Raw genomic sequence first — 24,966 nt, forward strand, 5'->3', positions numbered from 1 at the left:
CCGCCTCCTGGGTCCCGCGGCACGCATCTGCCGACCCGTCCAGTGTGGCCCTGCGGGCGGCTAGGGTCGAGATCCCCCGACGATGAGGAGCAGCATGCGCGCCGCACGAGTCACGAGCCTCGACGGGCCGTCGTCCGTCACGGTCGGCGAGGTCGACGAGCCGGCACTCACCCCCGGCCACGTCCTCGTCGACGTCCACGAGGCGGGAGTCAGCTTCCCGGACGTCCTCATGAGCCGTGGGCTCTACCAGATGCGCCCGGAGCTGCCCTTCGTCCCCGGCGCCGAGTGCGCCGGCGTCGTGCGCGAGGTCGGCGAGGGCAGCGCCTTCCGCGCCGGCGACCGGGTCGCCGCCTTCCCGGTGCTCGGCGGCTTCGCCGAGACGGTCGCGGTGCCCGAGGCGATGGTCTTCCCGCTGCCCGATGCCGTGTCGTTCGAGACCGGTGCGGCGCTGCCGATGAACTACCTCACGGTCCACTTCGCCCTGACCCGCCGCGGCCAGCTCGAGCGCGGCGAGACCGTGCTCGTCCACGGCGCCGCGGGCGGCATCGGCACCGCCGCCGTCCAGCTCGCGCGCGCCATGGACGCCCGCGTCATCGCCGTCGTGTCGTCCGACGACAAGATCGAGACCGCCCGCGCGGCCGGCGCGCACCACATCGTCCTCGCCGACGGGTTCCTCGCGGCCGCGAAGGAGCTCACGGGCGGGCGCGGTGTCGACGTCGTCGTCGACCCGGTGGGTGGGGACCGCTTCACCGACAGCCTCCGCAGCCTCGCGCCCGAGGGGCGCCTGCTCGTCATCGGCTTCACCGCGGGCCAGATCCCCGAGGTCAAGGTCAACCGGCTGCTCCTCAACAACATCAGCGTCGTCGGCGTCGGCTGGGGCGCCTTCTGGATGCCCGACCCGACCTACCTGCGCACGCAGTGGGACGCGATCCTCCCGCTCCTCGAGAGCGGCGCGCTCGCACCGCCCATCGGCACGCGCCACCCGCTCGAGGAGGTCACGGCAGCGCTCGAGGAGATCGACGAGCGTCGCGCCCACGGCAAGGTGACGCTCACGGTCCGCCAGTAGGTTGGGGCGTATGCCGTCCCGCTCGCTCCGCGCCTCCGCCCCCACGTCCCCCCGCCGCGTCCTCGTCACCGGCGGTGCCTCGGGTCTCGGTCTGGCGCTCGTCCGCGCCCTCGTCGCCCGCGGCGACCACGTGCTCGCGACGGACCTGCAGACCGACCGGCCCGACGCGCTTCCGGACGCGGCGGCATACCTCCCCCTCGACGTGCGCAGCGACGAGGCGTGGGCCGCAGCGCTCTCCCACGTGCGCGAGACGTGGGGCGGAATCGATCTGCTCGTCAACAACGCCGGCGTCGCCGCGGGCGGTCGCATCGACGTCGCGACGATGGACGAGTGGCGCTGGATCGTCGAGATCAACCTGCTCGGGGTCGTCCGGGGGTGCCGCACCTTCACGCCGCTCCTGAAGGAGCAGGGCAGCGGTCACATCGTCAACACCGCCTCGCTCGCCGGACTCGTCCACGCCCCTGGCATGTCGGCGTACAACACCGTCAAGGCCGGCGTCGTCGCCTTGAGCGAGACGCTCTCGCACGAGCTCGCGCCGCACGGCGTCGACGTGTCGGTCGTGTGCCCGTCGTTCTTCCGGACGAACCTCGGCTCGTCGTTCCAGGGTGCCGACGTCGAGATGGAGGAGGCCGGCAGGAAGATGGTCAGCGGCTCGAAGCGCACCGCCGACGAGATCGCCGCCATCGTCGTGCGCGGCATCGACGCCCGCCGCGACGTCATCCTCACGGACCGGGACGGGCACGTCGCCTGGCGTGCCAAGCGCTTCGCCCGACCGGCCTACACCGCGGTCATGAAGCGCGCGGCGAAGCGGGTCGCCGCGGGCCGCTGACCGGACACGGTGGAGCCGGGGCCACCACGATTGACTCCCTCGGAGCCGAGCGCGACATTGGGACGGTGACCCGGGCCCTTTCGGCGCTGGCAGTGGCAGCGTGGCTGGTGATGCTGCTCGAGGCGGCCCCCAGCGGCCAGGTCATGCCGGCCGGTGCTCTGGGGGTCGCGTTCGTCGTCTGGTCGGTGGTCGGCTACCGCTGGGCGCTCGGTCGGGGGTACGCCGCCGCAGTCGCCTACCTGACGGTCGCTCTGGTGCTCGGGTTCGTCGTCTTCAACGTGGCCGGCTCCGGGGTGGGCAGCACCTTGCTCCTGGTGGTGGTGGTCGTGCAGGCCGTCATGCTGCTCCCGCTCGGATGGTCGGTCGTCGTCGCGGTGCTCGTCCCGTTCGTCCACGTGGGGATGCCGATGCCCGACGCGGTGCGTCAGGTGGTCAGCACCGGACTCGCGTGCGCCTTCGCCTTCGTCCTCGCAGCGCTGCACCTGCGTGAGCAACGGGCGCGGTCGGAGCTGGCCGAGGCCAACCGCCGGCTGCAGGTGCTCAGCGCACAGGCCGAGGAGCTGGCGACCATGCGCGAACGCACCCGCGTCGCGCGCGACATCCACGACGGGCTGGGGCACCATCTCACGGTGGTCGGCATGCAGGTGCAGGCCGCGAGGGCCGTGCTGAGCAGCGACCCGGCGAGGGCCGACGGGCTGCTCAGCCAGGCGGAGGACCAGGCGCGCCAGGCGTTGACGTCGGTCCGCGAGTCGGTGGCCGCCCTGCGCGAGGCGAGGCCCGAGCAGTGGCTCTCCGAGCAGCTGGAGGCCCTGGCTGCGGAGGGGGTGCCGTCCGGTCCGTCCACCACCGTCGAGGTCCGAGGGCGCGAGCGCCGACTCGACGACGAGGTCCAGCTCGCGCTGTTCCGTGCCGCTCAGGAGGGCCTCACCAACATCCGCAAGCACGCACGTGCCCATGCCGCCGTCATCCGGCTGACCTACCATCCGGACGCGGTGAGCCTGGAGGTCCGCGACGACGGGCGTGGTCTCGACGGCACGGCCGGCGGGTTCGGCCTCGTCGGCATCCGCGAGCGCGTCGAGGATCTCGGCGGCTCCTTCAGCGTCGAGTCGGCGCCGGGCACGGGCGTGGCCGTCCGGGTCGAGATGCCGGGATGAGCCTCGATCGTCCGGTGCGGGTGCTCGTCGTCGATGACCAGACCCTGTTCCGTGAGGCACTGACGACGCTCCTGGAGGTGCGCGCGGAGGTCGAGGTCGTGGGCGCCGCGCAGGACGGCGCCGAGGCGCTCGACCTCGTCGAGAGGCTCCGACCGGACGTCGTGCTCATGGACCTGCGGATGCCCGTGCTCGATGGCGTGGACACGACGCGGCGGTTGCGGGTCGAGCATCCGGAGGTTCGCGTGCTCGTGCTCACCACGTTCGACGGCGACGACGAGGTCTTTCCCGCCCTGCGTGCGGGTGCCGTCGGGTACCTGCTCAAGGACGCCACCGCCCAGCGGCTGGTCGAGGGTGTGCTGGCGGCGGCCCGCGGCGAGTCGGTGCTCCAGCCGTCGGTCGCCGCCAAGGTCCTGGCCCGGATGAGCCAGCTGCCCGACCCCCCGACCGAGCCGCGCCCGCAGCCTCTCGTCGATCCGCTCACCGAGCGCGAGCTGGAGGTCCTCCGTGCCGTCGCCGACGGGCTCAGCAACAGGGAGGCCGCCGAGCGCCTGTACCTGTCGGAGGGCACGGTCAAGAACCATGTCACCCACGTGCTGGCCAAGCTCGGCGTCCGCGACCGCACGCAGGCCGCGTTGAGGGCACGCGCGCTCGGCTTGTTGTGAGGGTCATGCCCGACGCGTGACCTCGTTCGTGACCTCTGGCACGTCCGGTACCGGCGCGATGGGATCGACCATCGTCGGCATGACCACCTTCACGACCCTGTATGCGGACCGCTCGCCTCGCGCGGCCGTCCGTCGGCTCCTTCGCTCACGGCCCGCGCGCTTCCTCGTCGCCTACGTCGAGATGACCCTCTCGATGGTCGTCGGCATGGGGCTGTTCGGCGCGATCTGGGACAGCGTCTGGCCGGGCCTGACCGGCCGGCCGGATGCCATGGCCCTCACCATGGCCTTCGACATGACCCTCGGCATGGCCTCCTGGATGTGGGTGCGAGGGCACGCAGCACGCCACATCGTCGAGATGTCGACGGTCATGGCCCTGCCCTTCCTCGTCCTGCTGTGCCCCTACTGGCTCGGCGTCCTTCCCGGCGAGGCACTGCTCACGTGGGGTCACGTCGCGATGTTCGCCCTCATGGGCGTCTTCATGGCGTGGCGACCGCACACCTCCGCGGTCACACCACCCCGGAACCCAGCGGGTCCCTCACCCATGTCGCGTCCGACTCTCCTCTCCTCCGCGCTGCTCGTCGGCGGCGCAGGTCTGGCTGTCGCCGGGGGCATCCTCCATCCGCACGACGAGCCTCCGAACTCCCATGTGGCCGTGTTCACCGAGTACGCCCACAGCACCGACTGGGTGTGGGTCCACGACCTGCAGTTCCTGTCGGCAGCCCTGGTGGTGGCCGGGTTCGTCATCCTGGGTCGCACGCTGAGGCGCGTCGGGGCGTCCCCGACGCTCGTTCGGCTCGGCGATGCGGCTGCTGCCGCCACCGTGGCCCTCATCGCGATGAACATGGCGGTGGACGGCGTGGCCCTCAAGCACGCCGTCGACTCCTGGGCCGCCGCTCCACCGGAGGACCGGGCGTCCAGGTTCGCCGCCGCGGAGGCGGTCCGCTGGATGGAGTGGGGTGTGAACTCGTTCTTCACCATCCTGCTGGGGGTCACTCTGCTGATGTCCGCTGCAGCGATGCTGCGCCTGGGGCACCTCGGCAGTCGTGTCAGGCTGGCCGGCGTCACGGGAACGCTGGGAGGCGTCATCCTCCTCGTCAACGGCCTGGGCGTCGGTGCGCACGGCTTCGAACCGAGCGCCCTGCCCTTCGTCGCCACGGGCCTCTACATCGTCATGGCGTTCGGGCTCCCTCCCCTGGACCGAGCCGTCGTCGGGACGGCTGCGACCGAGGTGTCCTCGGCCGCGGCCGCCTGAGTCAGTGACGAGGCGCTCGCCGGACGTCGACGTCGGCCGGGGTGGCGGCACCGAGCACCTGCGTGAGGCTCGCGCGGAGCAGCTCCGCCGCCTCGGCTGCCTGGTCGACGGCCCGGCTGAACTCCGGCTCGGCGCCGTCGCGCGTCCACCCGAGACCGACCAGCGCCTCCTGCGCCTCGCTCGTCAGGTCGGTCAGGCCCTCGAACTCCGTGTCGCCGATGCACTCGAGCGCGAGCACTCCCTCGAGCCGCCGCGCCTGGACGAAGACGTCGGGCACCCGGCCGTGGGGAGCCGGCCGCGCGCGGCCCCGGCGCCAGCGCGGCGCCCGCTCGGCGGCATACGTGCTCGATGCCTGTGACGGCACGTGGACGGTGAAGGTCAGCCAGTCGTCGTCGGTGAGCGCGGCGAGGTCGGCGGCGACGCGGGACGTCCACGACTCCCACGTCTCCTCGAGGGGGTCGTCGCTCATGCGGGGCTGCCCTCGTGCGACACCACCGCCGTCTCCATCAGGGCTCGGAGGTGGTCCGGGATGGGGGTCGGGCGGCGGGTCACGGCGTCGATCTCGACGTGCACCCAGCGACCGAGCGCCTTGATCGAGGGGTCGGGCGACGCGCTGCGCTCCGGGTCGACGAAGAGGCCGAGCTCGTAGGTGACGCTGCTGCGTCCCAGCCGGACGACGCGGACGCCCACGACGAGCGGCGCCGGGAACGCCACCTCCGCGTAGAAGGCGCACGACGACTCGGCCACGACGCCCTGGGTCGCGTCGGTCACCGGGTCGACCGTCACGTGCTCGGCCTGCCACCCGTTGATCGCCGAGTCGAACAGCTCGTAGTAGACGGCGTTGTTGAGGTGGCCGTACATGTCGTTGTCGCTCCACCGGGTCGTGACGGGGCGGTGGACCGGGAAGTCGGCGAGCGTCAGCTCGCGGGGGTCGGGCGTGCCGGGCATGCGCCCATCCTGCCCGACCCTGCGGACGACGCCCGGCGGTGTCGGCGGGCGAACGTACAGTGCTCGGGTGGTGTGGAGCGTGGGGCGGGCGACGTGGGTGGGTGATGTCACCGACCCGGACATCGCCCAGCAGGTCGGCACGCGCACCTTCGAGCGCGGGCAGGCGTATGCCGCCGAGCGCCGGGTGCGCTCGCTCGCCACGCGCCCCGACGGGCTCATGCTGCTCGGCACGATCGAGGGCAGCGGCCACGAGACCTACCAGACCTTCATCGAGGCCCGACCGCACCCGAAGGGACGGTCGCACCTCTGGAGCGGCACGTGCAGCTGCCCGGTCCGCAGCGACTGCAAGCACGTCGTGGCGCTCATGCTCACGGCGCGCGACGTCGCTCGGGGCACGGTCGTCGAGCCGCGACCGCCGGCCGAGGGCGAGGGCGGCGTCGAGCCGGCCGCGGCCGAGCCGGAGCCGCTCGTCGTGCCGCCGCACTGGTCCGACGTCTTCGGTCACGTCCGTCCGCGCGCCGTCGAGCCGTCCCCGGTCGCCGAGCGGCCCGAGCCGCGGGGCGACCTCATGCCGGCCGGCCTCTTCGTCGACACCGTCTACCGCGACCAGCGCGGCCGGCGGGGGGTGCCCGAGCTGAGCTACGGCCTCCGACCGACCCGCTGGACCCGCGCCGGCACGTGGCACCGCACCCTCTCGTGGCACGACGCGCTGCCGCAGTGGCGTGCCGGCATCCGCTTCCTGCCCGAGCACGAGCGCATCATGGGCCGCCTGCACGACGTCGCCCGACACGGTTCGGGCGGCACGACCTACTTCTCCGCGACACCGCCGCTCTCGCTCGACGCGAGCCCCGAGGTCTGGCCGCTGCTGCGCGAGGCCCGGGCGGCCGGCATCGAGGTGCTGCCCGGCGAGGGCGTCACCGGTCCGGTCCACGTCGCCGACGACGCGGCCACGCTCGTGCTCCTCGTCAAGCGGGCCCCCGACGGCAGCGGTGACCTCGACCTCGACGTCGACATCGAGGGGATGCCGGCCGGGGCCACCGGCGAGCGGCTCTACCTCGGTGACCCGGTGCACGCCGTCGCCGTCGAGGGCGACGACGACTCGCTGACCTTCGTGCCCCTCGACCAGGACCTCGACCTCGGTCCCGACGCCCTCACGTCGGCGCTCGCCGGCCTGCGGGTGCCGGCCGACGAGCGGGGCCGTTTCCTGCGTTCGGTCGTCCCGGGCCTGCGCCAGCGGTTGCGGGTCCGTTCGGAGGTGCCCCTGCCGGCGCCCGAGCTGCCCGAGGACGCCCGGCCCGAGGTCGTCACCGTGCACGTCCGGGTCGTCAGCGACGTCCCGGGCGAGCTGCGCCTCGACCTGGGGCACGCCTACGACGGCACGCCGCGCCCCTTCACGACAGCGCGCTTCGGCACCGTGGGTGGCCGCGACCGGGACGCCGAGGCCGCCGCGGTGCAGGCCGCGACGTCGCTCCGCTCGGTCCCCGGTGCGCTGCGGGCCGACCTCGGCGGTCACGCCTACCTCGTGCCGCGCGTCGTCCTCACGGGCATGGCGGCCGCGCGGTTCGTCGTCGACACGCTGCCCCTGCTCGAGGCCGACGAGCACGTCACCGTCGAGGTCGACGGCGACGTCCCGGCCTACGAGGAGGTCACGTCGGCTCCGGTCGTCCGGCTGGGCACCGGCGACCGGCGTGAGCAGGCTGAGCCCGGCGACTGGTTCGACCTGCGGGTCTCCGTCGAGGTCGACGGCGAGGAGGTGCCCTTCGAGCCGCTCTTCGGTGCGCTCGCGCGTGGCGACGACATCATGCTCCTCGAGTCCGGCGCGTTCTTCCGGCTCGACCGGCCCGAGCTGCACCGGCTGCGCGACCTCATCGAGGAGGCGCGCGACATCGCCGACCCCGAGACGGGTGGACTACGCCTCAGCGCCCACCACGCCGACCTCTGGGACGAGCTCGTCGCCCTCGGCGTCGTCGACGAGCAGAGCGCGCGCTGGGCGGCCAACGTCGAGGCGCTCGGCTCCCTCGAGTCCGGGCCCCTCGCCGAGGTGCCGCCCGACCTGAGGGCGACCCTGCGTCCCTACCAGCTCGACGGCTACCGCTGGCTCGCGCGCCTCTGGGACGCCGGCATCGGCGGCATCCTCGCCGACGACATGGGACTCGGCAAGACGCTCCAGGTCATCGCGGCCCTCGTGCGCGCGCACGACCGCGGCGAGCTCGGCGACGCCGGTCCGCAGGCGCGCGGGCCGGTCCTCGTCGTCGCGCCGACGAGCGTCGTCGGCACCTGGATGGGCGAGCTCGAGACCTTCGCGCCGCACCTCGCGGCCGTCGCCGTCACGGCCACCGAGCGCAAGCGCGGGGTCACCCTCGCCGACGCCGTCGCCGGCGCCGAGGTCGTCATCACGTCGTATGCCGTCCTGCGCCTCGACGACGCCGCCTTCCACGGCGTCCGGTGGGGTGGGGTCGTCCTCGACGAGGCCCAGTTCGTCAAGAACCGCCAGGCCAAGACCCACGTCGCCGTCCGCCGGCTCGGGGCGCCCTTCACCGTCGCCGTCACGGGCACACCGCTCGAGAACTCCCTCATGGACCTCTGGTCGCTGCTCTCCCTCACGGCGCCCGGGCTCTACCCGCGACCCGACGTCTTCACGAAGAACTACCGCAAGCCCATCGAGTCCGGCGAGCGCCCGGAGCTGCTCGACCTGCTCCGCCGCCGCATCCGGCCCCTGATGCTGCGACGCACCAAGGAGCAGGTGGCGATCGACCTGCCGCCCAAGCAGATCCAGGTCATGTCCCTCGACCCGCACCCGGTCCATCGGCACATCTACGACCAGCACCTCCAGCGCGAGCGGCAGCGCGTCCTCGGCCTGCTCGGCGACCCCGAGTCCAACCGCGTCGCGATCCTTGCCGCCCTGACCCGACTGCGCCAGCTCGCGCTCGACCCGGTCCTCGTCGACGAGGTCCACGCCGGCAAGGCCACCGCGGCCAAGATCGAGTTCCTCGTCGACCAGCTGCGCGAGCTCGCCGCCGAGGGCCACCGCGCCCTCGTCTTCAGCCAGTTCACCGGCTTCCTGCGCCGCGTCGAGGCCGCGCTGACGCGCGCGGGGCTCGCGACGGCATACCTCGACGGATCGACGACCGACCGGCAGGCGGTCGTCCGCGGCTTCCGCGAGGGCGATGCCGTCGCCTTCCTCATCAGCCTCAAGGCCGGCGGTTTCGGGCTCACGCTGACCGAGGCCGACTACGTCTACGTCCTCGACCCGTGGTGGAACCCCGCGGCCGAGGCGCAGGCGATCGACCGTGCCCACCGCATCGGGCAGAGCCGTCCCGTCACGGTCTACCGCCTGGTGTCGGCCGGCACCATCGAGGAGAAGGTCGTCGCACTCCAGGAGCGCAAGCGCGACCTCTTCCAGCGGGTCGTCGACGAGGGCGGCTCGCTCTCCGGCGCCATCACGGCCGACGACGTGCGTGACCTGCTCGGACTCGCCTGAGTCGAAACCTGATTCGCATCCGCCCCCGCGTCCGGTGATGAGGCTCTAGCGTGGAGGTGGGCCGCCTCGGTCGGGCGGCGCGTGCACGGCTCGAGACAACTCACCCTCGGAGGTCCGCATGAGCACCGTCAGCACCAGCACCACCGCCACCACCGATCGACTCCGCTCGGTCTCGGTCATCGGGACCATCGTCGTCATCTTCGGCATCATCATGATCCTCGCCGGCGGATTCACCTGGTACCAGGTGCAGTCCCAGCTCGCCAGCGAGAAGATCACGGTCTCGGAGGACGCCTCCATGTTCGCCGGACAGCCGGTCAACTCTCCGTGGACCGCCTACTCCGAGGCGCAGACCATCGAGAAGCATGCTCTCGCGGCGAGCGGCGGCAAGACCTACGCCGAGCTGCCCAAGGACGACCCCAACCGTCAGGTCGTCATGACCGGCTCGTTCCTGCGCGCCTCGCTCTTCACGTCCGTCGTGGCCTTCGGCGTCGCGTTCATGGCGTTCGGCATCGGCATCGTCCTCGTCCTCGTCGGCATCGCCTTCCGGCGAGTGGCGCGCGCGTGAGCGACCATCCGACGCTGGAGCAGCTGGCCGACCAGGAGGCGCGGCTCGTCTTCGACCGCTTCGACGACGACACGGCCTGGGCGCTGGGCGTCGCGCTGCGTGACGCGGCGCGCGCCGCACGAGCTCCGGTCGCGATCTCGATCCGTCGCAACGGTCAGCGGCTCTTCCACGCCGCGCTGCCGGGGGCCACGGCCGACAACGACGGCTGGCTCGAGCGCAAGAGCGCCGTCGTCGACCGCTACGGCCACTCGTCCCTCTACGTCGGCGAGGAGTTCCGTGCCGCCGGAAAGACGTTCGAGGACAGCTCACGCCTCGACCCGGGATCGTATGCCGCCCACGGTGGCGCCTTCCCGGTCACCGTCCGTGACGTCGGCTGCGTCGGCACCATCGCCGTCTCGGGCCTGCCCCAGCGGGAGGACCACCGGCTCGTCGTCGAGACCCTCGAGTCCTTCCTCGACCATCCCTGAGCCACAACGGTTTGACCTCAACTCAGGTTGAAGTCGGAGGGTGGGTCAAGTGGGTACGTGACCCACAGCCCGTGCTCACGGACACCCTGTCGACGCCGATCCGGTGCGGCATAGAGTGGTCGGAGCCGGATGGTCTCCAGAAAGGAACGACAAGTGGCTTACACGCTTCCCGAGCTCGACTACGACTACGCCGCCCTCGAGCCCCACATCAGCGCTCGCATCATGGAGCTGCACCACAGCAAGCACCACAAGGCCTACGTCGACGGCGCCAACGCCGCCGTCACCAAGCTGGAGGAGCTGCGCGAGTCGGGCGACTACGCCGCCCTCAACGGTGTGGAGAAGAACCTCGCCTTCCACCTCGGCGGACACACGAACCACTCCGTCTTCTGGAAGAACATGAGCCCCGACGGCGGTGGCCAGCCCGAGGGTGAGGTCGCCGCGGCGATCACCGAGTACTTCGGCGGCTTCGAGAAGTTCCAGGCGCACTTCAACGCCAACGCCAACGCGATCCAGGGCTCCGGCTGGTCGATCCTCGCGTGGGACACCATCGCCGAGCGGCCGCACATCATGCAGCTGTTCGACCAGCAGGGCAACATCCCGGTGGGCCAGATCCCGCTGCTCCAGCTCGACATGTGGGAGCACGCCTTCTACCTGCAGTACGAGAACGTCAAGGCCGACTACGTCAAGGCCTGGTGGAACGTCGTCAACTGGGAGGACGTCGCCGCTCGCCTCGAGCGCGCCAAGGCCACCAAGGGACTCATCATCCCCGGCTGAGCGACATCCGACACGACGAGGGCGGGCACCGTGAGGTGCCCGCCCTCTCGCGTGCCGAGAGCAGTCGTCAGGTGCGAGGGCAGTCGCCTACGGCGATCCGGTCGGCGCAGTGGGTCGGGCGAGGCGGTCCACGACCCCGAGCAGCAGCACCTCGCGCAGGGCCGGCGACAGTGCGTCGAGCAGGGCGTTGACCGGAGCCATCCGCTCGGGCAGCACGAGGTCGCCGTCACCGCCGGCGAGGCCCGCGGCGGCGAGCAGCCCGGTGAACGTCGCCTCGTCGAGGGTCGCGGGGTCGATGGACGACGCCATCGCGACGAGCTCGGCCGGAGCCGTGGCCGGCCCGGAGACGCGGGCCGCCGCCGTTGCGGCCGCGAGGTCCGTCGCGATGAGGTCCGACGACGCGGCTGTCGCCGCGCTGAACGTGAGGTGCAGGGTGGCCGGCAGGTCGCGGAAGCGCATCTGCGGCTGGACGAACCACCCGCGGTCCAGCATCTCGTCGCTGATCGTGAAGACGTCGCACGAGTCGTCGGTGACGAGGGAGAGCAGCGTGGAGTCCGGGGGCGCCGCCACCGACAGACCGGGTATGCCGTCCACCGCGGCCGCCAGGTCGAGCGTGGCCGTGCGAGCGTCCCTGGCGAGCGACGTGTAGCGCTCGGCGCCGATGTGGTGCACGACGGCCCAGGCGGCGGCCACGGGACCCCCGGACTTCGTCGACTGTGCCGTCGTGTTGAGCATCGTGTAGCCCGGCCACCGGGCCGATGCGAAGAGGTGCGTGCGGCGCAGGTCGGCCGAGGCGTGGAGCAGCACCGACACGCCCTTGGGGGTGTAGGCGTACTTGTGCAGGTCGAGCGACAGGCTCGTCACGCCCTCGACGGCGAACGTCCACGGCGGCTGGCCCGGATCGGTGTCGCGCAGGTGGGGCAGCACCCAGCCGCCGATGCAGGCATCGACGTGGCACCGCACCCCGGCGGTCGCAGCCGCGGCGGCGATGGGCCCGACCGGGTCGATGACGCCGTGGGCGTAGGACGGCGCCGACGCGACGACGAGGACGGTCCGGTCGTCGATGGCGGCGGCCATGGCCTCGGGGTCGGCGCGCTTCGTCACGGGATCGACGTCGACGAGGACCGGCTCGACCCGGAGCCAGTGCGCGGCCTTGTGGAAGGCCGCGTGTGCCGTCGTCGGGAGGACCATCCGCGGAGCCGTGATCTCGGGCCGCGCGTCACGGGCAGCCAGGACGGCCAGCAGGATCGACTCGGTGCCACCCGACGTGACGACGCCCGCGAATCCCGTTGGGGCATCGACGAGCCGACCGGCGATGCCGACGAGGTCGTTCTCCATCTGGAGCAGCGACGGGAAGGCCGTCGGGTCGAGCCCGTTCGTCGACGCGAAGGCCGCGAGGGCCTCTCGGCCGATGGCGTCGGCCGACGCCAGACCGGAGTCGTAGACGTAGGCCAGGGTGCGCCCACCGTGGGTCGGCAGGTCCCGGGCGCGCATCGCCTCCAGCGCGCCCCGGATCTCGTCGTGGTCCATCGTCATCGCGGTTCCTCTCGGTCATCGGTTCGATGTGGCTGCACGTCGTCCGTGACGCGCGGATACATCGATCGGGGGAACGCTCGGAGGGCGAGCAGGGAGACGGCGACGAGGGCGGCGGGCACGAGCGAGAAGCCGAGCGCGATCGCGGTCAGGGCCGAGTCCGACTGCGGCACGGTCGATCCCGTCGAGGACACGTAGCCTCCGAGAGCCAGCACGGCGGCATACGCGGCCGGTCCGAGCGCGAGGCCCAGCGTCTCTCCCGCGGTCCACACGCCGGTGTAGAGGCCGACGCGCGTGCGCGCCTCGTCGGTGCGGCTGGCGACGTCGGCGAGCATCGCGAGCGGGAACATCTGCGCCCCGGCATACCCGACGCCGACGACGGCGACGCAGGCGTAGACGACACCTTCGGGCAGGGAACGCACGAGCACCAGGGCGAGCGCGCCGCCGCCGAGGAGGAGGGACGCGACCAGGTAGCCGACCTTCTTGTCGCGGTGCGTGCCGAAGCGCTGCCACAGCGGCGTGACGACGAGGGCGGGCGCGACGAAGCAGACGAAGAGCAACGTCGCCGAGAGCGGGGTCCCGATGACCCAGCGGGAGACGTAGTCGACCCCCGCGAGCATCGCGCCGGTCGCGAGGGCCTGGAGCACGAAGGTCGTGAGCAGCAGGCGGAACGGCCGGTCGGAGCGGATGATCCGCAGCTGGTCACCGAAGGTGGCGCTCGTCGTGACGCCCGTCCGGACCGGCGCCGAGCGCGTGCCCCGCCACGCGCCGTAGGCCCCGAGCGCGATGAGAGCGGCGACGAAGAAGCCGACGACGCGGTAGCCCCAGACGGGACCGAAAGCGTCCCGGATGGCCGGCGACGCCCCGCCGCTGACGAGGATCGCGAGGGCGAGGATGGCGACCCGCCACGTCATGAGCCGGGTGCGCTCGTCGTAGTCGTCGGTGATCTCGGCCGGCATCGCGACGTAGGGCACCTGGAAGAAGCTGTAGGCCGTCGCGCACGCGAGGTAGGCCACGGCCACCCAGCCGGCGGCGAGCCACTGCGGCGCGGTCGGTCCGAGGAAGAGGAGCGCGAAGGCCGCCGCGAGGAGCAGCCCGGCGCGGATGAGGAAGGGGCGCCGCCGTCCGTCGGGGTGCGTCGACCGGTCGCTGATGCGGCCCGCGATCGGGTTGAGCACGACGTCCCAGGCCTTGGGTGCGAAGACGATGACGCCCGCGGCCGCGGCCGGCACGCCGAGCCGGTCGGTGAGGTAGGGCAGCAGGAGCAGGCCGGGCACCGTGCCGAACGACCCCGTGGCCACCGACCCGAGGCCGTACCCCCGGCGCACGGCAGCGGGAAGGGTCGTGCCGGGGGCGGGCGGCGTCGCCGAGGTCATGGACGCACCCTAGTGAGCGCGGGGCGTCAGCGGTCGCGGTCGGCCGGGCCGGACGCGGTCACCGTGAACGACACCGGGGCCGCGAAGCCTGCCGTGTCGAAGGCGGCCGCGATGGCGTCGGCCACCGCCTCCGCGTCGGTCGCCCGGACGATCGCGATGCACGAGCCGCCGAAGCCGCCTCCGGTCATCCGCGCGCCCAGGGCGCCGTGCGAGCGAGCGGTCGCCGTCGCGACGTCCAGCTCGTCGCAGGAGACCTCGTAGTCGTCGCGCAGCGACGCGTGCGAGAGGTCGAACAGCCGACCGACCTCGTCGAGGTCGCCCGCCTCGAGCGCCGTCACCGCGAGCGTCACGCGCTCGATCTCGGTGACGACGTGGCGGACGCGGCGCCGCACCTCGTCGGACCCGAGCTGTCCGAGCGCGGCGTCGAGCTCGGCGGGCCCGATCTCGCGCAGCGTCTCGACGCCGAGGTCGCGGGCGGCCGCCTCGCACGCGTCACGTCGGGCGGCGTACTGGCCGTCGACGAGGGCGTGCTCGGCCTTGGTGTCGGTGACGAGCAGGACGTAGCCCGCGGCGTCGAGGTCGAAGGGCACCTGCCGCGTCTCCCCGGACCGGCAGTCGAGCAGCAGGGCTGCGGCGTCGTCGCAGAGCAGCGCGGCCGACTGGTCCATGCCGCCCGTCGGGGCGCCGGCGATGACGTTCTCGGCCTCGACGCAGCGTGCGGCGAGCCGGGCGCGTCCCTCGGGGGAGGCGAGCAGGTCGAGGTCGAAGAGGTCGCTCGCGGCCGCGGCGACCGCGCACTCGAGGGCGGCCGAGCTCGACAGCCCGGCGCCGAGCGGCACGGTGGAGTCGACGAGCACGTCGAGGCCGTCGACGGCCAGACCGTCACGGCGCAGGGCCCAGAGGACTCCCGCGACGTAGGAGGCCCAGCCGCCCGGATGCTCGGGCGAGACGTCCTCGAGCGCCACCTCGACGACGCCGTCCTGCTGGACGGACGCCATGCGGAGGACACCGTCGTCGCGCCGGGACACGGCGGCATACGTCCGCTGCGGCAACGCGATCGGCAGGCACAGCCCACCGTTGTAGTCGGTGTGCTCGCCGATGAGGTTGACCCGGCCCGGCGCCGACCACACGCCCGCCGGGGCGTTGCCGAACGTGCGCGCGAAGGCTCCCGAGACCGACTCGACGACCTCGTCGGTGGTGCGGTCGCTCACGGGGCGACCTCGCGCAGACGAGCGGCCGCCTTCTCGGGGGCGACGTCGTTGACCCAGCCGCCGACGCCGGACTCGGACCCGGCGAGGAACTTCAGGCGCCCCGGGCCACGCAGGACCGACATGAGCTGCAGGTGCAGCCGCGAGACGTCGCGCCCGGTTTTCGCCGGGGCCTGCTGCCACGCCGCGATGTAGGGCAGCTTGACGGGTGACCCGTCCGCGTCGACGTAGTAGCGGTCGAGGCGCCCGAGCAGGTCGCGGTAGACGACGGCCAGCTCGTCGCGCTCGTCGTCGTCGAGGGCGGCGAGGTCGGGCACGTCGCGGTGCGGGGCGAGGTGCACCTCGACCGGCCAGCGTGCCGCGAAGGGGACGTATGCCGTCCAGTGCGTCCCCGACACGACGACCCTCGAGCCGTCGGCCCGCTCGGCGGCCAGGATGTCAGCGCCGAGGAGCCGACCGGTGCGCCCGTGGTGGCGTCGCGCCGCCTCGAGCAGGGCCTTGGTGCGGTCGGGCAGGTACGGGTAGGCGTAGATCTGGCCGTGCGGGTGCGGGAGCGTCACGCCGATCTCGCGGCCGCGGTTCTCGAAGGCGAAGACGTGCTCGACCTCGGGCAGGGCACCGAGGGCCTCGGTGCGCTGGGCCCACGTGTCGATGACGGTGCGCACGCGCTCGACCGGGAGGTCCGTGAACGACGACTCGTGGTTGCTCGTGAAGCACACGACCTCGCAGCGTCCGACGGCCGGGCGCGTGCCGAAGATCCCCGTCGGGTCGGGGACGTCGGCACCGACGGAGGTGACGGCATACGACGGGAAGCGGTTCTCGAAGACGACGACCTGGTAGTCGCGCTCGGGGATCTCCGACGGCACCGACCCGTGACCGGCGGGGCAGAGCGGGCACTCGTCCTTGGGCGGCATGAACGTGCGGTGCTGGCGGTGCGCGGCGACGGCGACCCAGTCGTCGACGAGCGCGTCGTGGCGCAGCTCGCCCGACTGCACGCGCGGCTCGACGGGCCGCGGGTCCTCGGCCGTGCGTTCGGCCGTGCCCGGCTCGTCGACGTAGATGATCTCGCGCCCGTCGGCGAGGTGCCTCGTCGTGAAACGGGCGGCCGTCCGGCTCTCGGTGGGCATCATGCCTCCACGATCTCGAGGGAGCCGACGCTCTCGCGGGCGGCCTCGCGGGCCCGCTCGGGGAAGGCGTCGTCGGTGACGAACAGGTCGACGTCGGCGAGGTCGGCGAAGGTGCTGAGGCCCACGGTGCCCCACTTCGAGGAGTCGGCGAGGAGGCAGACGTGGCGCGCCGACGCGACGAGGGCGCGGTTCGTCTCGGACTCGACGAGGTTGGGCGTCGTGAGGCCCGTGCGGCCGTCGACGCCGTGCGCGCCGAGGAAGAGCAGGTCGACGTGCAGCGAGCGCAGGGCCGACACGGCGACCGGGCCGACGAGGGCGTCGGACGGGGTGCGGACGCCGCCGGTGAGGACGACCGTCTGGCCGGGCGCCCCGGTCTCGTGGAGCAGCTGGGCCACCGGGACCGAGTTGGTGACGACGGTCAGCTGCGGGACGTCCTTGACGGCGCGGGCCAGCTCGTAGGTCGTCGTCCCCGCGGAGATGCCGATGGCACTGCCCGCCTCGACCCGCTGCGCGGCGGCCCGGGCGATGGCCTGCTTCTGGGCGAGCTGGAGCAGCGACTTGGCCGAGAAGCCGGGCTCCTCGCTGCTCCGGGTGCCGCCGAGGGCCAGGGCTCCGCCGTGCACGCGCTCGAGCAGCCCGTCGGTCGAGAGGCGCTCGATGTCGCGGCGGATCGTCATGTCGGAGACGCCGAGACGCTCGACGAGGTCCGAGACCTTGACGGCCCCGGACTCCTCGACGAGCTCGAGGATGACGGAGCGCCGCTGGCTGGCGAGCATCGTCAGTCCTCCCTGAGCACGGCCACGCCACCGGGGGCGAGGCGGACGCTGCCGTCGACAGGGGCGTCCGCCACGAGGTCGTACCCAGTTGCGGCGACGGTGTGCTCGGCATCGGTGTGGTTGAGCAGGAAGAGCCAGGAGCCCTCGTCGCTGCGGCGGCGCGTCGTCTCGACGCCGCGGGGCAGGCCCGCGACGGTCGGCTCGACTCCGGCGGCGGAGAGCACGTCGTCGAGGAGCGCGCCGAGGGCGGTGTCGTCAGGGAGCGTGCTGACGTACCAAGCGGATCCGGCGCCGTCGGTGCCCGCGCGACGCGTGACCGCGGGGCGCCCCGTGAGCGGCCCGGCGGCATACGTCGTCAGCACGTCGGTGCCGGGCAGCGCGGTCACGTCCTCGCTCCACCACGTCCCCGTGCCGTCGGCGAGCGCGACGGTCTCGTCGGGGCCGAGCGGGAAGAACTCCTCGACGCGGACGCCGAGCAGGTCGCGGAACGCTCCCGGGTAGCCCCCGAGGCGCACGTGGTCGTTCTCGTCGCTGATGCCGGAGAAGTACGTGACGAGCACCTCGGCGCCCGCCTCGGCAGCCGCGGCGACGGCCGCCGCGTGCTCGTCGGTGACGAGGTAGAGCTGCGGCACGACGACGAGGGCGTATGCCGTGAGGTCGGCCGAGGGGTGCACGACGTCCGCCGTGACCCCGCGGTCGTGGAGTGCGCGGTGGATCGCCTGCGCGGCAGTCAGGGCGTCGAGCTCGGAGCTCGGCATGCACGGACCCTCGGCGGCCCAGATCGCCTGGTAGTCATGGAGGATCGCGACCCGGGACTCGACGCGGCTGCCGACGAGCTCGCCGAGGCGGCCGGCGATCCGGCCGAGCTCCTCGACCTCGCGGAAGCGCGCGCTGTCGGCACCGGCGTGCGGGACGAGGGCGCTGTGGAACTTCTCCGAACCGGCGCGGGACTGGCGCCACTGGAACCACCCGATGGTGTCGGCGCCGCGGGCCACGTGGGCCAGGGCGTCGCGGATCGTCTGGCCGAAGTCCTTGGCGTGGTTGGTCGGCTGCCAGTTGACCGCGCTCGTCGAGTGCTCCATGAGCATCCACGGCGCGCCTCCCGCGAGGCCGCGGGTCAGGTCGCCGCTGTAGGCGAGCTCGGCGCGCGGGTGCTCGAGCGTGTCGACGAGGTAGTGGTCGGTGCTGACGACGTCGACGGTGGGCGTCCACTGCGAGTAGTCGAGGTGGCGGAAGTGGTCGAGCGTCATGAAGTTCGTCGTCACGGGGACGCCGGGGGAGAGCTCGTCGAGGACGGCGCGCTCGGCGCGCATGTGGTCGAGGAGCGCGTCGGAGCTGAACCGCTTGTAGTCGAGCACGTGGGTCGGGTTGTTGAACGTCGTCGACCGGCGCGGCGGCAGGATCTGGCCCCAGTCGGTGTAGCGCTGGCTCCAGAAGGCCGTGCCCCACGCGTCGTTGAGGGCCTCGAGCCCGGGGTAGCGGCGCTGCAGCCAGGTGCGGAAGTGGCGCGCGCACTCGTCGCAGTAGCAGGGCAGGTTGTGGCACGCGTACTCGTTGGAGACGTGCCACATCGCGACGGCCGGGTGCTCGTGGTAGCGCGTCGCCAGCTGCCGGGTGAGCGCGACGGCGTACTCACGGAAGACGGGCGACGTCGGGCACCACGTCTGGCGGCTGCCCGGCCAGAGGGTGTGGCCGTCGACGTCGACGGGCAGGATCTCGGGGTGGGCGGCCGAGAGCCACGGGGGCGGGGTGGCCGTGGCCGTGGCGAGGTCGACGGCGATGCCGCCGGCGTGGAGCTTGTCGAGGATCGTGTCGAGCCACTCGAACTCGTACTCGCCCTTGGCCGGCTCGAGCCAGCTCCACGAGAAGATGCCGAGGCTGACGAACGACACGTTGGCACGCCGCATCAGCTCGATGTCCTCGTCCCAGACGGGGCGGGGCCACTGCTCGGGGTTGTAGTCGCCACCGAGTGCCAGGGTCTTCGTCGGCCATGAGCGCATGGGAGACAGGGTGTCGCTTTGCTCGCCGCGATGTCAACATTTTCAAACACATCCGACCTGGCGATGTGCGGATGTCGTGCCGACGGTCTCGGCCCGTGGGACGCGGTCGGCGCGGTCCGGACGGGCCGGTGGAGGTCCTCCCCGTGCGGCGCGAATCGCGTTACAACGGTGTAAAGCCGGAGGTCAGCGCCCTGGGAAGGTCTCGGTTCGGTCCCAGCGGGCTGTGGGTCTCGACGAATCCCTTGACAGCGCCACCGGGCGCCGACATCCTCTGTTTGTTGTTGAAGGTTTCTGGTGGCAGATGTTCGACTCTGTCGCTTCCTATCGACAACGAACCCGGCACAGCGTCAAAGGAGACCGCAATGACCCGCCCCTCGAGCGAGGCCGAGTACCTGGCCCGCATGGTTCCCCCCTCCGTCCGCGGCGTCGACCGTCGGACCCTGCTGCGTGGCGCCCTCGGCGTCGGCGCCCTGCTCGGAGCCGGCGGCCTCGCCGCCTGCAGCTCCGGCAGCACGGGCAGCACCGGCGTGCCGACGGGGGCCGTCACCGGCACCGTGACCGTCGGCTCCAACCAGTCGGACGCCGTGCCGAAGGCCGCCGTGCAGTCCTACATGGACGCGTTCGCCAAGGCCAACCCCGGCACGACGGTCAAGATCAACACCGTCGACCACAACTCCTTCCAGGAGAACATCAACAACTACCTGCAGGGCTCGCCCGACGACGTCTTCACGTGGTTCGCCGGCTACCGCATGCAGTTCTTCGCGGAGAAGGGTCTCGTCGGCGACATCTCCGACGTGTGGAAGAACATCACCGGCATGTCCGACGCCCTCAAGAAGGCCTCGACCGCCGCCGACGGCAAGCAGTACTTCGTGCCGATCACGAACTACCCGTGGGCGGTCTTCTACCGCAAGAGCCTCTTCCAGGAGAAGGGCTACGAGGTTCCCAAGACCCTCGACGACCTCAACGCCCTCGGCGCCCAGATGAAGAAGGACGGGCTGGCCCCGATCGCCTTCGGCGACAAGGACGGCTGGCCCGCGATGGGCACGTTCGACCAGATCAACCTGCGCGTCAACGGCTACGACTTCCACGTCAGCCTGATGGCGGGCAAGGAGTCCTGGACCGACCCCAAGGTCAAGAAGGTCTTCGACACCTGGGCCGGCATCCTCCCCCTGCACCAGGCCGACTCGCTCGGTCGCACGTGGCAGGAGGCGGCCCAGTCGCTCCAGCAGAAGAAGTCCGGCATGTACGTCCTCGGCTCGTTCCTCGCCCAGCAGTTCACCAAGGGCGCCGAGCAGGACGACCTCGACTTCTTCACCTTCCCGGAGATCGACTCGACGATCGGCACCGACGCCATCGAGGCACCCATCGACGGCTACATGATGAGCGCCAAGCCGAAGAACGAGGGCGGCGCGAAGAAGCTGCTCCAGTACATCTCCCAGCCCGAGGCGCAGCTGCTGGCGCTCAAGGCCGACCCGAGCGTCATCGCCACCAACCAGACGGCCGACACGAGCGGCTACACGGCCCTGCAGAAGAAGTCGCTGGAGTACGTGAAGTCGGCCAAGTCGATCGCGCAGTTCATGGACCGCGACACCCGCCCCGACTTCGCGTCGACGGTGATGATCCCGGCGATCCAGAGCTTCATCAAGAACCCCAAGGACATCGACGGTCTCCTCACGAGCATCGAGGCCCAGAAGAAGAGCATCTTCGGTTCCTGACGGGAGGCGAGCCGCCATGGCGAGCAAGCGCAAGTACAAGGGTATCGACCAGCTGTCGACACGCGACAAGGTCGTCGTGTCGCTCATGGTCATCGTGCCGACCCTCATCGTCCTGTGGCTCGTCTGGCTGCCGGCGATCGGCTCGGTCCTGCTCTCCTTCACCAACTGGGACGGGATCGGGCCGCTCTCCGGCATCAAGTCGGTGGGGCTGCAGAACTACCGGGACATCGCGACGATCTACCCGCCGTTCTGGCCGGCCATCCAGCACAACCTGATCTGGCTCGCCGTGATGTTCCTCGTCGCGACGCCGCTCGGCATGCTCTTCGCCGTGCTCGTCGACCGGGGCGTGGCGGGCACGCGGTTCTACCAGACGAGCATCTACCTGCCGGTCGTGCTGTCACTGGCCCTCATCGGCTTCATCTGGCAGCTCATCTACTCGCGCGACCAGGGGCTGATCAACGCGATCACGGGTGGCACGACCGACTGGTACGGCGACCCGAACGTCAACCTGTGGGCCGCCCTCGTGGCCGCGAGCTGGCGCCACGCGGGCTACATCATGCTGCTCTACCTGGCCGGTCTCAAGGGCGTCGACCCGTCGCTGCGCGAGGCGGCCAAGATCGACGGTGCGAGCGAGTCGCAGACGTTCTTCAAGGTCGTCTTCCCGGTGATGCGGCCGATCAACATCATCGTCCTCGTCGTCACCTTCATCGAGTCGCTGCGTGCCTTCGACCTCGTGTGGGTCATCAACAAGGGCCGCAACGGCCTCGAGCTGATCTCGACGCTCGTGACCCAGAACGTCGTCGGCGAGGCGAGCCGCATCGGCTTCGGGTCGGCGCTCGCGACGATCATGCTGCTCATCTCGAGCGTGCTCGTCTTCATCTACCTGCGCATCGCCATGAAGGAGGACTGACATGTCCCTCGCCACCGACCCGGTGCAGGAGCGCAGCCAGGCGCTGCTCAAGCCGCACGAGGGGGGCCCGCAGTCCGGCCGTCGCTGGCTGCTGCCGGTCATGCTCACCCTGATCTCGCTGATCTGGCTGTTCCCGCTGCTCCTCGCGCTCATCAACTCGTTCCGCGACTACGCCTTCACGGCGAAGAACGGCTACGTCTCGTGGGGCGGGTTCACGCTCGACAACTACACGAACGCGTGGCAGCAGGCCGACTTCGGGCTGCACTTCACGAACTCGGCGATCATCACGATCCCCGCGGTCATCCTCACGCTGTTCCTGTCGTGCTGCGTGGCCTTCGTCGTCGCGCGCTTCTCGTTCAAGTTCAACCTCGCGCTGCTCGGCTTCTTCCTCGCAGCGAACCTGCTGCCGCCCCAGGCGCTGCTCATCCCGGTCTACCGGATGTTCCGCGCCATCGAGGTGCCCCTGTGGATCAGCGACTCGGGCACCCTGCTCAACAGCTTCGTCGGCCTGATCCTCGTCAACATGGCCTTCCAGATCGGCTTCTGCGCCTTCGTGCTCAGCAACTACATGAAGGCGCTGCCGAAGGAGCTCTACGAGTCGGCCGTCATCGACGGGGCGAGCGTGACGCGGCAGTTCTTCCAGATCACGCTTCCGCTGTGCCGACCGGCCCTGGCCGCACTCGCGGTGCTCCAGACGACGTGGATCTACAACGAGTTCTTCTGGGCCACGGTGCTGCTCCAGCAGGGCGACAAGTTCCCGGTGACGAGCTCGCTCAACAACCTGCGGGGCCAGTTCTTCACGGACAACAACCTCGTGGCCGCCGGGTCGATGATCGTCGCGATCCCGACCCTCGTGATCTTCTTCGTGCTCCAACGACACTTCGTGGCCGGCCTGACGCTCGGCGCGACCAAGGGATGACGTGACCGACCTGACCGACCAGTCCACCCCGTCCACCGTCCACCTGGAGTCCGCCGGGACCGCGCTCGTGCTCGAGCCGCGCCCCGGCGGCACCGGGCTGCCCGAGGTCATCCACTGGGGACCCGCGCTCGAGGGCGGGGCGAGCACGTATGCCGCCCTCCCCGCGCTGACGCTCGCTCCCGTCGGCCACAGCGCGCTCGACGTGCCGTGGCCGCTCACCGTGCTCCCCGGTGAGGCCGACGGCTGGTCGGGCACGCCCGGCTGGGCCGGCCACCGCGCCGGCTCCGCGGGGGCCGTGCGCTGGCACGACGTGACCTCCGAGGTCGCGAACGGAGAGGTCGTGACGCGCGCGAGCTCGCCGGACGGCATACGCCTCGAGCTGCGGCACGCCCTGGACGAGCACGGCGTGCTCCGCGTCGACGCGTCGGTGACCAACACGGGCGAGGACGCCGCCCCGCTCGACGTCTCGGCGCTGCGCGCGATCCTGCCGCTGCCCCTGCGCGCCGACGAGGTGCTCGACCTCACCGGCCGCTGGTGCCGCGAGCGCTCGCCGCAGCGCAGTCGCCTCGACCACGGCACCCACCTGCGCGCCAGCCGCCGCGGCCGCACCGGCCACGACGCGACGCTGCTCATGATGGCCGGCACGGCCGGGTTCGACTGGCGCTCGGGCGAGGTCTGGGCCGTGCACACCGCCTGGAGCGGCGACCACGAGCACCTCGTCGAGGCCCTGCCCGAGGGTGCCGGTCGCCACCACGCCGTCATCGGCGGGGGTGAGCTGCTCGCTCCCGGCGAGGTGCGGCTCGCGCCGGGGGAGTCGTATGCGGCCCCGACCGTCGTCTTCCTGCACTCGACCGAGGGGCTCGACGGCCTCTCGCGCCGCCTCCACCGCAGCCTCCGGGCCCGCGCCGGCCACCCGTCGCGGCCGCGTCCCGTCGTGCTCAACACGTGGGAGGCCGTCTACTTCGAGACCGACCTCGAGCACCTGAAAGCCTTGGCGGACACGGCATCCCGCATCGGCGTCGAACGCTTCGTCCTCGACGACGGCTGGTTCGGCGGGCGTCGTCACGACCGCGCCGGTCTCGGCGACTGGGTCGTCTCCACCGACGTGTGGCCCGACGGCATGGGCGCGCTCGTCGACCACGTCAAGGGCCTCGGCCTCGAGTTCGGGCTGTGGTTCGAGCCCGAGATGGTCAACGAGGACAGCGACCTCGTGCGGGAGCACCCGGAGTGGGTGCTCCGCCCGGCCGCCGGCTCGCCGCGCGAGTGGCGCTGGCAGCAGCTGCTCGACCTGACGCACGACGCCGCGCGCGAGCAGCTGCTCGCGCGGATCAGCGGGCTCGTCACCGACATCGGCATCGACTACATCAAGTGGGACCACAACCGGGACCTGCTGGAGGCCGTGCACACCGTCGAGGGCCCGACGGGGCGCCTCGTCGACGCGCCTGCCGTGCACGCGCACACGCTCGCCTTCTACCGCCTGCTCGACGACCTCCGGGCGCGTCACCCGCAGCTCGAGATCGAGTCGTGCAGCAGCGGCGGCGCGCGCGTCGACCTGGCCGTGCTCGACCGCACCGACCGCATCTGGACGAGCGACTGCAACGACGCGCTCGAGCGGGCGACGATCCAGCGGTGGACGAGCCTGCTCGTGCCGGCCGAGCTCATGGGCACCCACGTCGGGCCGGCCACGGCCCACACGACGCACCGCACCGTCGACCTCGGCTTCCGCACGCTCATGGCGCTCCAGGGTCACGCCGGTCTCGAGTGGGACATCACCGAGTGCTCCGACGAGGAGCTCGAGGCGCTGACGGCCTGGACCGCGCTCGCGCGCGAGCTGCGCCCGGTGCTCCACACCGGCGACCTCGTGCGCTCCGAGAGCCCCGACGGCACGGTCATCGTCACGGGTACCGTCGACGGCGACCAGAGCCGGGCGGCCTACACCGTGGCCCGTCTCGTGACCGGTCGCGACGCCGCGACCGGGGCGCTGCCGCTGCCGGGCCTCGACGCGAGCCGCTCGTATGCCGTCCGTGTCCGTCCCGAGGCCGGCCTCCCCGCGGTCGTGCAGAACACCCCACCCGGCTGGTGGGAGCCGGCCCTCGGCGAGGGCGGCGTCGTCGTCCCGGGGTCGGTCCTGACGACCGTCGGTCTGCCGGTTCCGATCATGGGCCCGGCCCAGGGCTACCTCCTCGACGTCCGCGCCGTCTGAG

21 protein-coding genes are annotated in these 24,966 nt (G+C 71.9%); 13 read left to right on the plus strand and 8 right to left on the minus strand.

Features of this window, described 5'->3' with window-relative positions:
- The first annotated feature begins 94 nt into the window (after window positions 1-94).
- The 5 genes from H283_RS0103230 to H283_RS28015 all read left to right on the plus strand — a co-directional run bounded on the left by H283_RS0103230 (window position 95) and on the right by H283_RS28015 (window position 4,963).
- Entirely contained in the window at window positions 95-1,066 is a 972-nt protein-coding gene (locus H283_RS0103230; RefSeq protein WP_020142082.1) for an NADPH:quinone oxidoreductase family protein, read from the plus strand.
- 10 nt (window positions 1,067-1,076) lie between these two features.
- Window positions 1,077-1,895, plus strand: a complete 819-nt coding sequence (locus H283_RS0103235; RefSeq protein WP_020142083.1) for an SDR family NAD(P)-dependent oxidoreductase — start codon at window positions 1,077-1,079, stop codon at window positions 1,893-1,895.
- Window positions 1,896-1,960: 65 nt separating this feature from the next.
- Window positions 1,961-3,049, plus strand: a complete 1,089-nt coding sequence (locus H283_RS0103240) for a sensor histidine kinase (RefSeq protein WP_028785296.1) — start codon at window positions 1,961-1,963, stop codon at window positions 3,047-3,049.
- Complete coding sequence (locus H283_RS0103245; protein WP_020142085.1) at window positions 3,046-3,711, plus strand: response regulator transcription factor; 666 nt, start codon at window positions 3,046-3,048, stop codon at window positions 3,709-3,711. Before H283_RS0103240 ends, H283_RS0103245 begins: the two co-directional genes overlap by 4 nt.
- Before the next feature lie 79 nt (window positions 3,712-3,790).
- Window positions 3,791-4,963 carry a hypothetical protein gene (locus tag H283_RS28015; RefSeq protein ID WP_196805894.1) on the plus strand — a complete coding sequence of 391 codons (1,173 nt, stop codon included), beginning with the start codon at window positions 3,791-3,793 and terminating at the stop codon, window positions 4,961-4,963.
- Window position 4,964: 1 nt separating this feature from the next.
- Here the strand turns inward: H283_RS28015 and H283_RS0103260 are convergent, their stop codons facing one another.
- On the minus strand, window positions 4,965-5,432 hold the full coding sequence (locus tag H283_RS0103260) for a hypothetical protein (protein WP_020142087.1): 468 nt from the start codon (window positions 5,430-5,432) through the stop codon (window positions 4,965-4,967).
- Window positions 5,429-5,911 (minus strand): thioesterase family protein, encoded by a 483-nt coding sequence (locus tag H283_RS0103265; RefSeq protein ID WP_020142088.1) that lies wholly within the window; start codon window positions 5,909-5,911, stop codon window positions 5,429-5,431. Before H283_RS0103265 ends, H283_RS0103260 begins: the two co-directional genes overlap by 4 nt.
- A 67-nt stretch (window positions 5,912-5,978) precedes the next feature.
- Between H283_RS0103265 and H283_RS0103270 the strand changes: the two genes are divergently transcribed.
- From H283_RS0103270 to H283_RS0103285, 4 genes are all read left to right on the plus strand, one after another.
- A complete protein-coding gene (locus tag H283_RS0103270) occupies window positions 5,979-9,392 on the plus strand; it encodes a DEAD/DEAH box helicase (protein ID WP_028785297.1) in 3,414 nt (1,137 codons plus the stop codon).
- Window positions 9,393-9,510: 118 nt separating this feature from the next.
- A complete protein-coding gene (locus H283_RS0103275) occupies window positions 9,511-9,957 on the plus strand; it encodes a hypothetical protein (RefSeq protein WP_020142090.1) in 447 nt (148 codons plus the stop codon).
- Complete coding sequence (locus tag H283_RS0103280) at window positions 9,954-10,424, plus strand: heme-degrading domain-containing protein (protein ID WP_020142091.1); 471 nt, start codon at window positions 9,954-9,956, stop codon at window positions 10,422-10,424. The genes H283_RS0103275 and H283_RS0103280 overlap by 4 nt, the downstream gene beginning before the upstream one ends.
- Window positions 10,425-10,553: 129 nt before the next feature.
- Window positions 10,554-11,198 carry a superoxide dismutase gene (locus H283_RS0103285; protein ID WP_043647930.1) on the plus strand — a complete coding sequence of 215 codons (645 nt, stop codon included), beginning with the start codon at window positions 10,554-10,556 and terminating at the stop codon, window positions 11,196-11,198.
- A gap of 87 nt (window positions 11,199-11,285) precedes the next feature.
- Here H283_RS0103285 and H283_RS0103290 read toward each other — a convergent pair whose 3' ends face one another.
- From H283_RS0103290 to H283_RS0103315, 6 genes are read right to left on the minus strand one after another with little or no spacing between them, the layout of a single operon-like run.
- Window positions 11,286-12,734, minus strand: a complete 1,449-nt coding sequence (locus H283_RS0103290; protein ID WP_020142093.1) for an aminotransferase class V-fold PLP-dependent enzyme — start codon at window positions 12,732-12,734, stop codon at window positions 11,286-11,288.
- Window positions 12,731-14,107 (minus strand): MFS transporter, encoded by a 1,377-nt coding sequence (locus tag H283_RS0103295; RefSeq protein ID WP_020142094.1) that lies wholly within the window; start codon window positions 14,105-14,107, stop codon window positions 12,731-12,733. Before H283_RS0103295 ends, H283_RS0103290 begins: the two co-directional genes overlap by 4 nt.
- A 26-nt stretch (window positions 14,108-14,133) precedes the next feature.
- Window positions 14,134-15,318: a galactokinase gene (galK, locus tag H283_RS0103300; RefSeq protein ID WP_020142095.1), complete on the minus strand. Its 1,185-nt coding sequence runs from the start codon at window positions 15,316-15,318 to the stop codon at window positions 14,134-14,136.
- Window positions 15,315-16,442, minus strand: coding sequence for a galactose-1-phosphate uridylyltransferase (gene galT, locus H283_RS0103305; RefSeq protein WP_020142096.1), 1,128 nt, complete (start codon window positions 16,440-16,442; stop codon window positions 15,315-15,317). The genes galK and galT overlap by 4 nt, the downstream gene beginning before the upstream one ends.
- Window positions 16,442-17,218, minus strand: a complete 777-nt coding sequence (locus tag H283_RS0103310; protein ID WP_020142097.1) for a DeoR/GlpR family DNA-binding transcription regulator — start codon at window positions 17,216-17,218, stop codon at window positions 16,442-16,444. The genes galT and H283_RS0103310 overlap by 1 nt, the downstream gene beginning before the upstream one ends.
- A gap of 2 nt (window positions 17,219-17,220) precedes the next feature.
- On the minus strand, window positions 17,221-19,218 hold the full coding sequence (locus tag H283_RS0103315; protein ID WP_020142098.1) for a beta-galactosidase: 1,998 nt from the start codon (window positions 19,216-19,218) through the stop codon (window positions 17,221-17,223).
- A gap of 362 nt (window positions 19,219-19,580) precedes the next feature.
- Here H283_RS0103315 and H283_RS0103320 point away from each other — a divergent pair, with 362 nt between their 5' ends.
- The 4 genes from H283_RS0103320 to H283_RS0103335 are packed head-to-tail and all read left to right on the plus strand — an operon-like array spanning window position 19,581 to window position 24,965.
- Entirely contained in the window at window positions 19,581-20,933 is a 1,353-nt protein-coding gene (locus tag H283_RS0103320) for an ABC transporter substrate-binding protein (RefSeq protein ID WP_020142099.1), read from the plus strand.
- Window positions 20,934-20,949: 16 nt separating this feature from the next.
- Window positions 20,950-21,843: a carbohydrate ABC transporter permease gene (locus H283_RS0103325; protein WP_020142100.1), complete on the plus strand. Its 894-nt coding sequence runs from the start codon at window positions 20,950-20,952 to the stop codon at window positions 21,841-21,843.
- Window position 21,844: 1 nt separating this feature from the next.
- On the plus strand, window positions 21,845-22,762 hold the full coding sequence (locus tag H283_RS0103330; protein WP_020142101.1) for a carbohydrate ABC transporter permease: 918 nt from the start codon (window positions 21,845-21,847) through the stop codon (window positions 22,760-22,762).
- 1 nt (window position 22,763) lies between these two features.
- Complete coding sequence (locus H283_RS0103335) at window positions 22,764-24,965, plus strand: alpha-galactosidase (protein WP_020142102.1); 2,202 nt, start codon at window positions 22,764-22,766, stop codon at window positions 24,963-24,965.
- The last annotated feature ends 1 nt before the right edge of the window (window position 24,966 follow it).

Origin of the sequence: Terracoccus sp. 273MFTsu3.1 (genome assembly GCF_000383675.1) — a bacterium.
Lineage (GTDB): Bacteria > Actinomycetota > Actinomycetes > Actinomycetales > Dermatophilaceae > Terrabacter.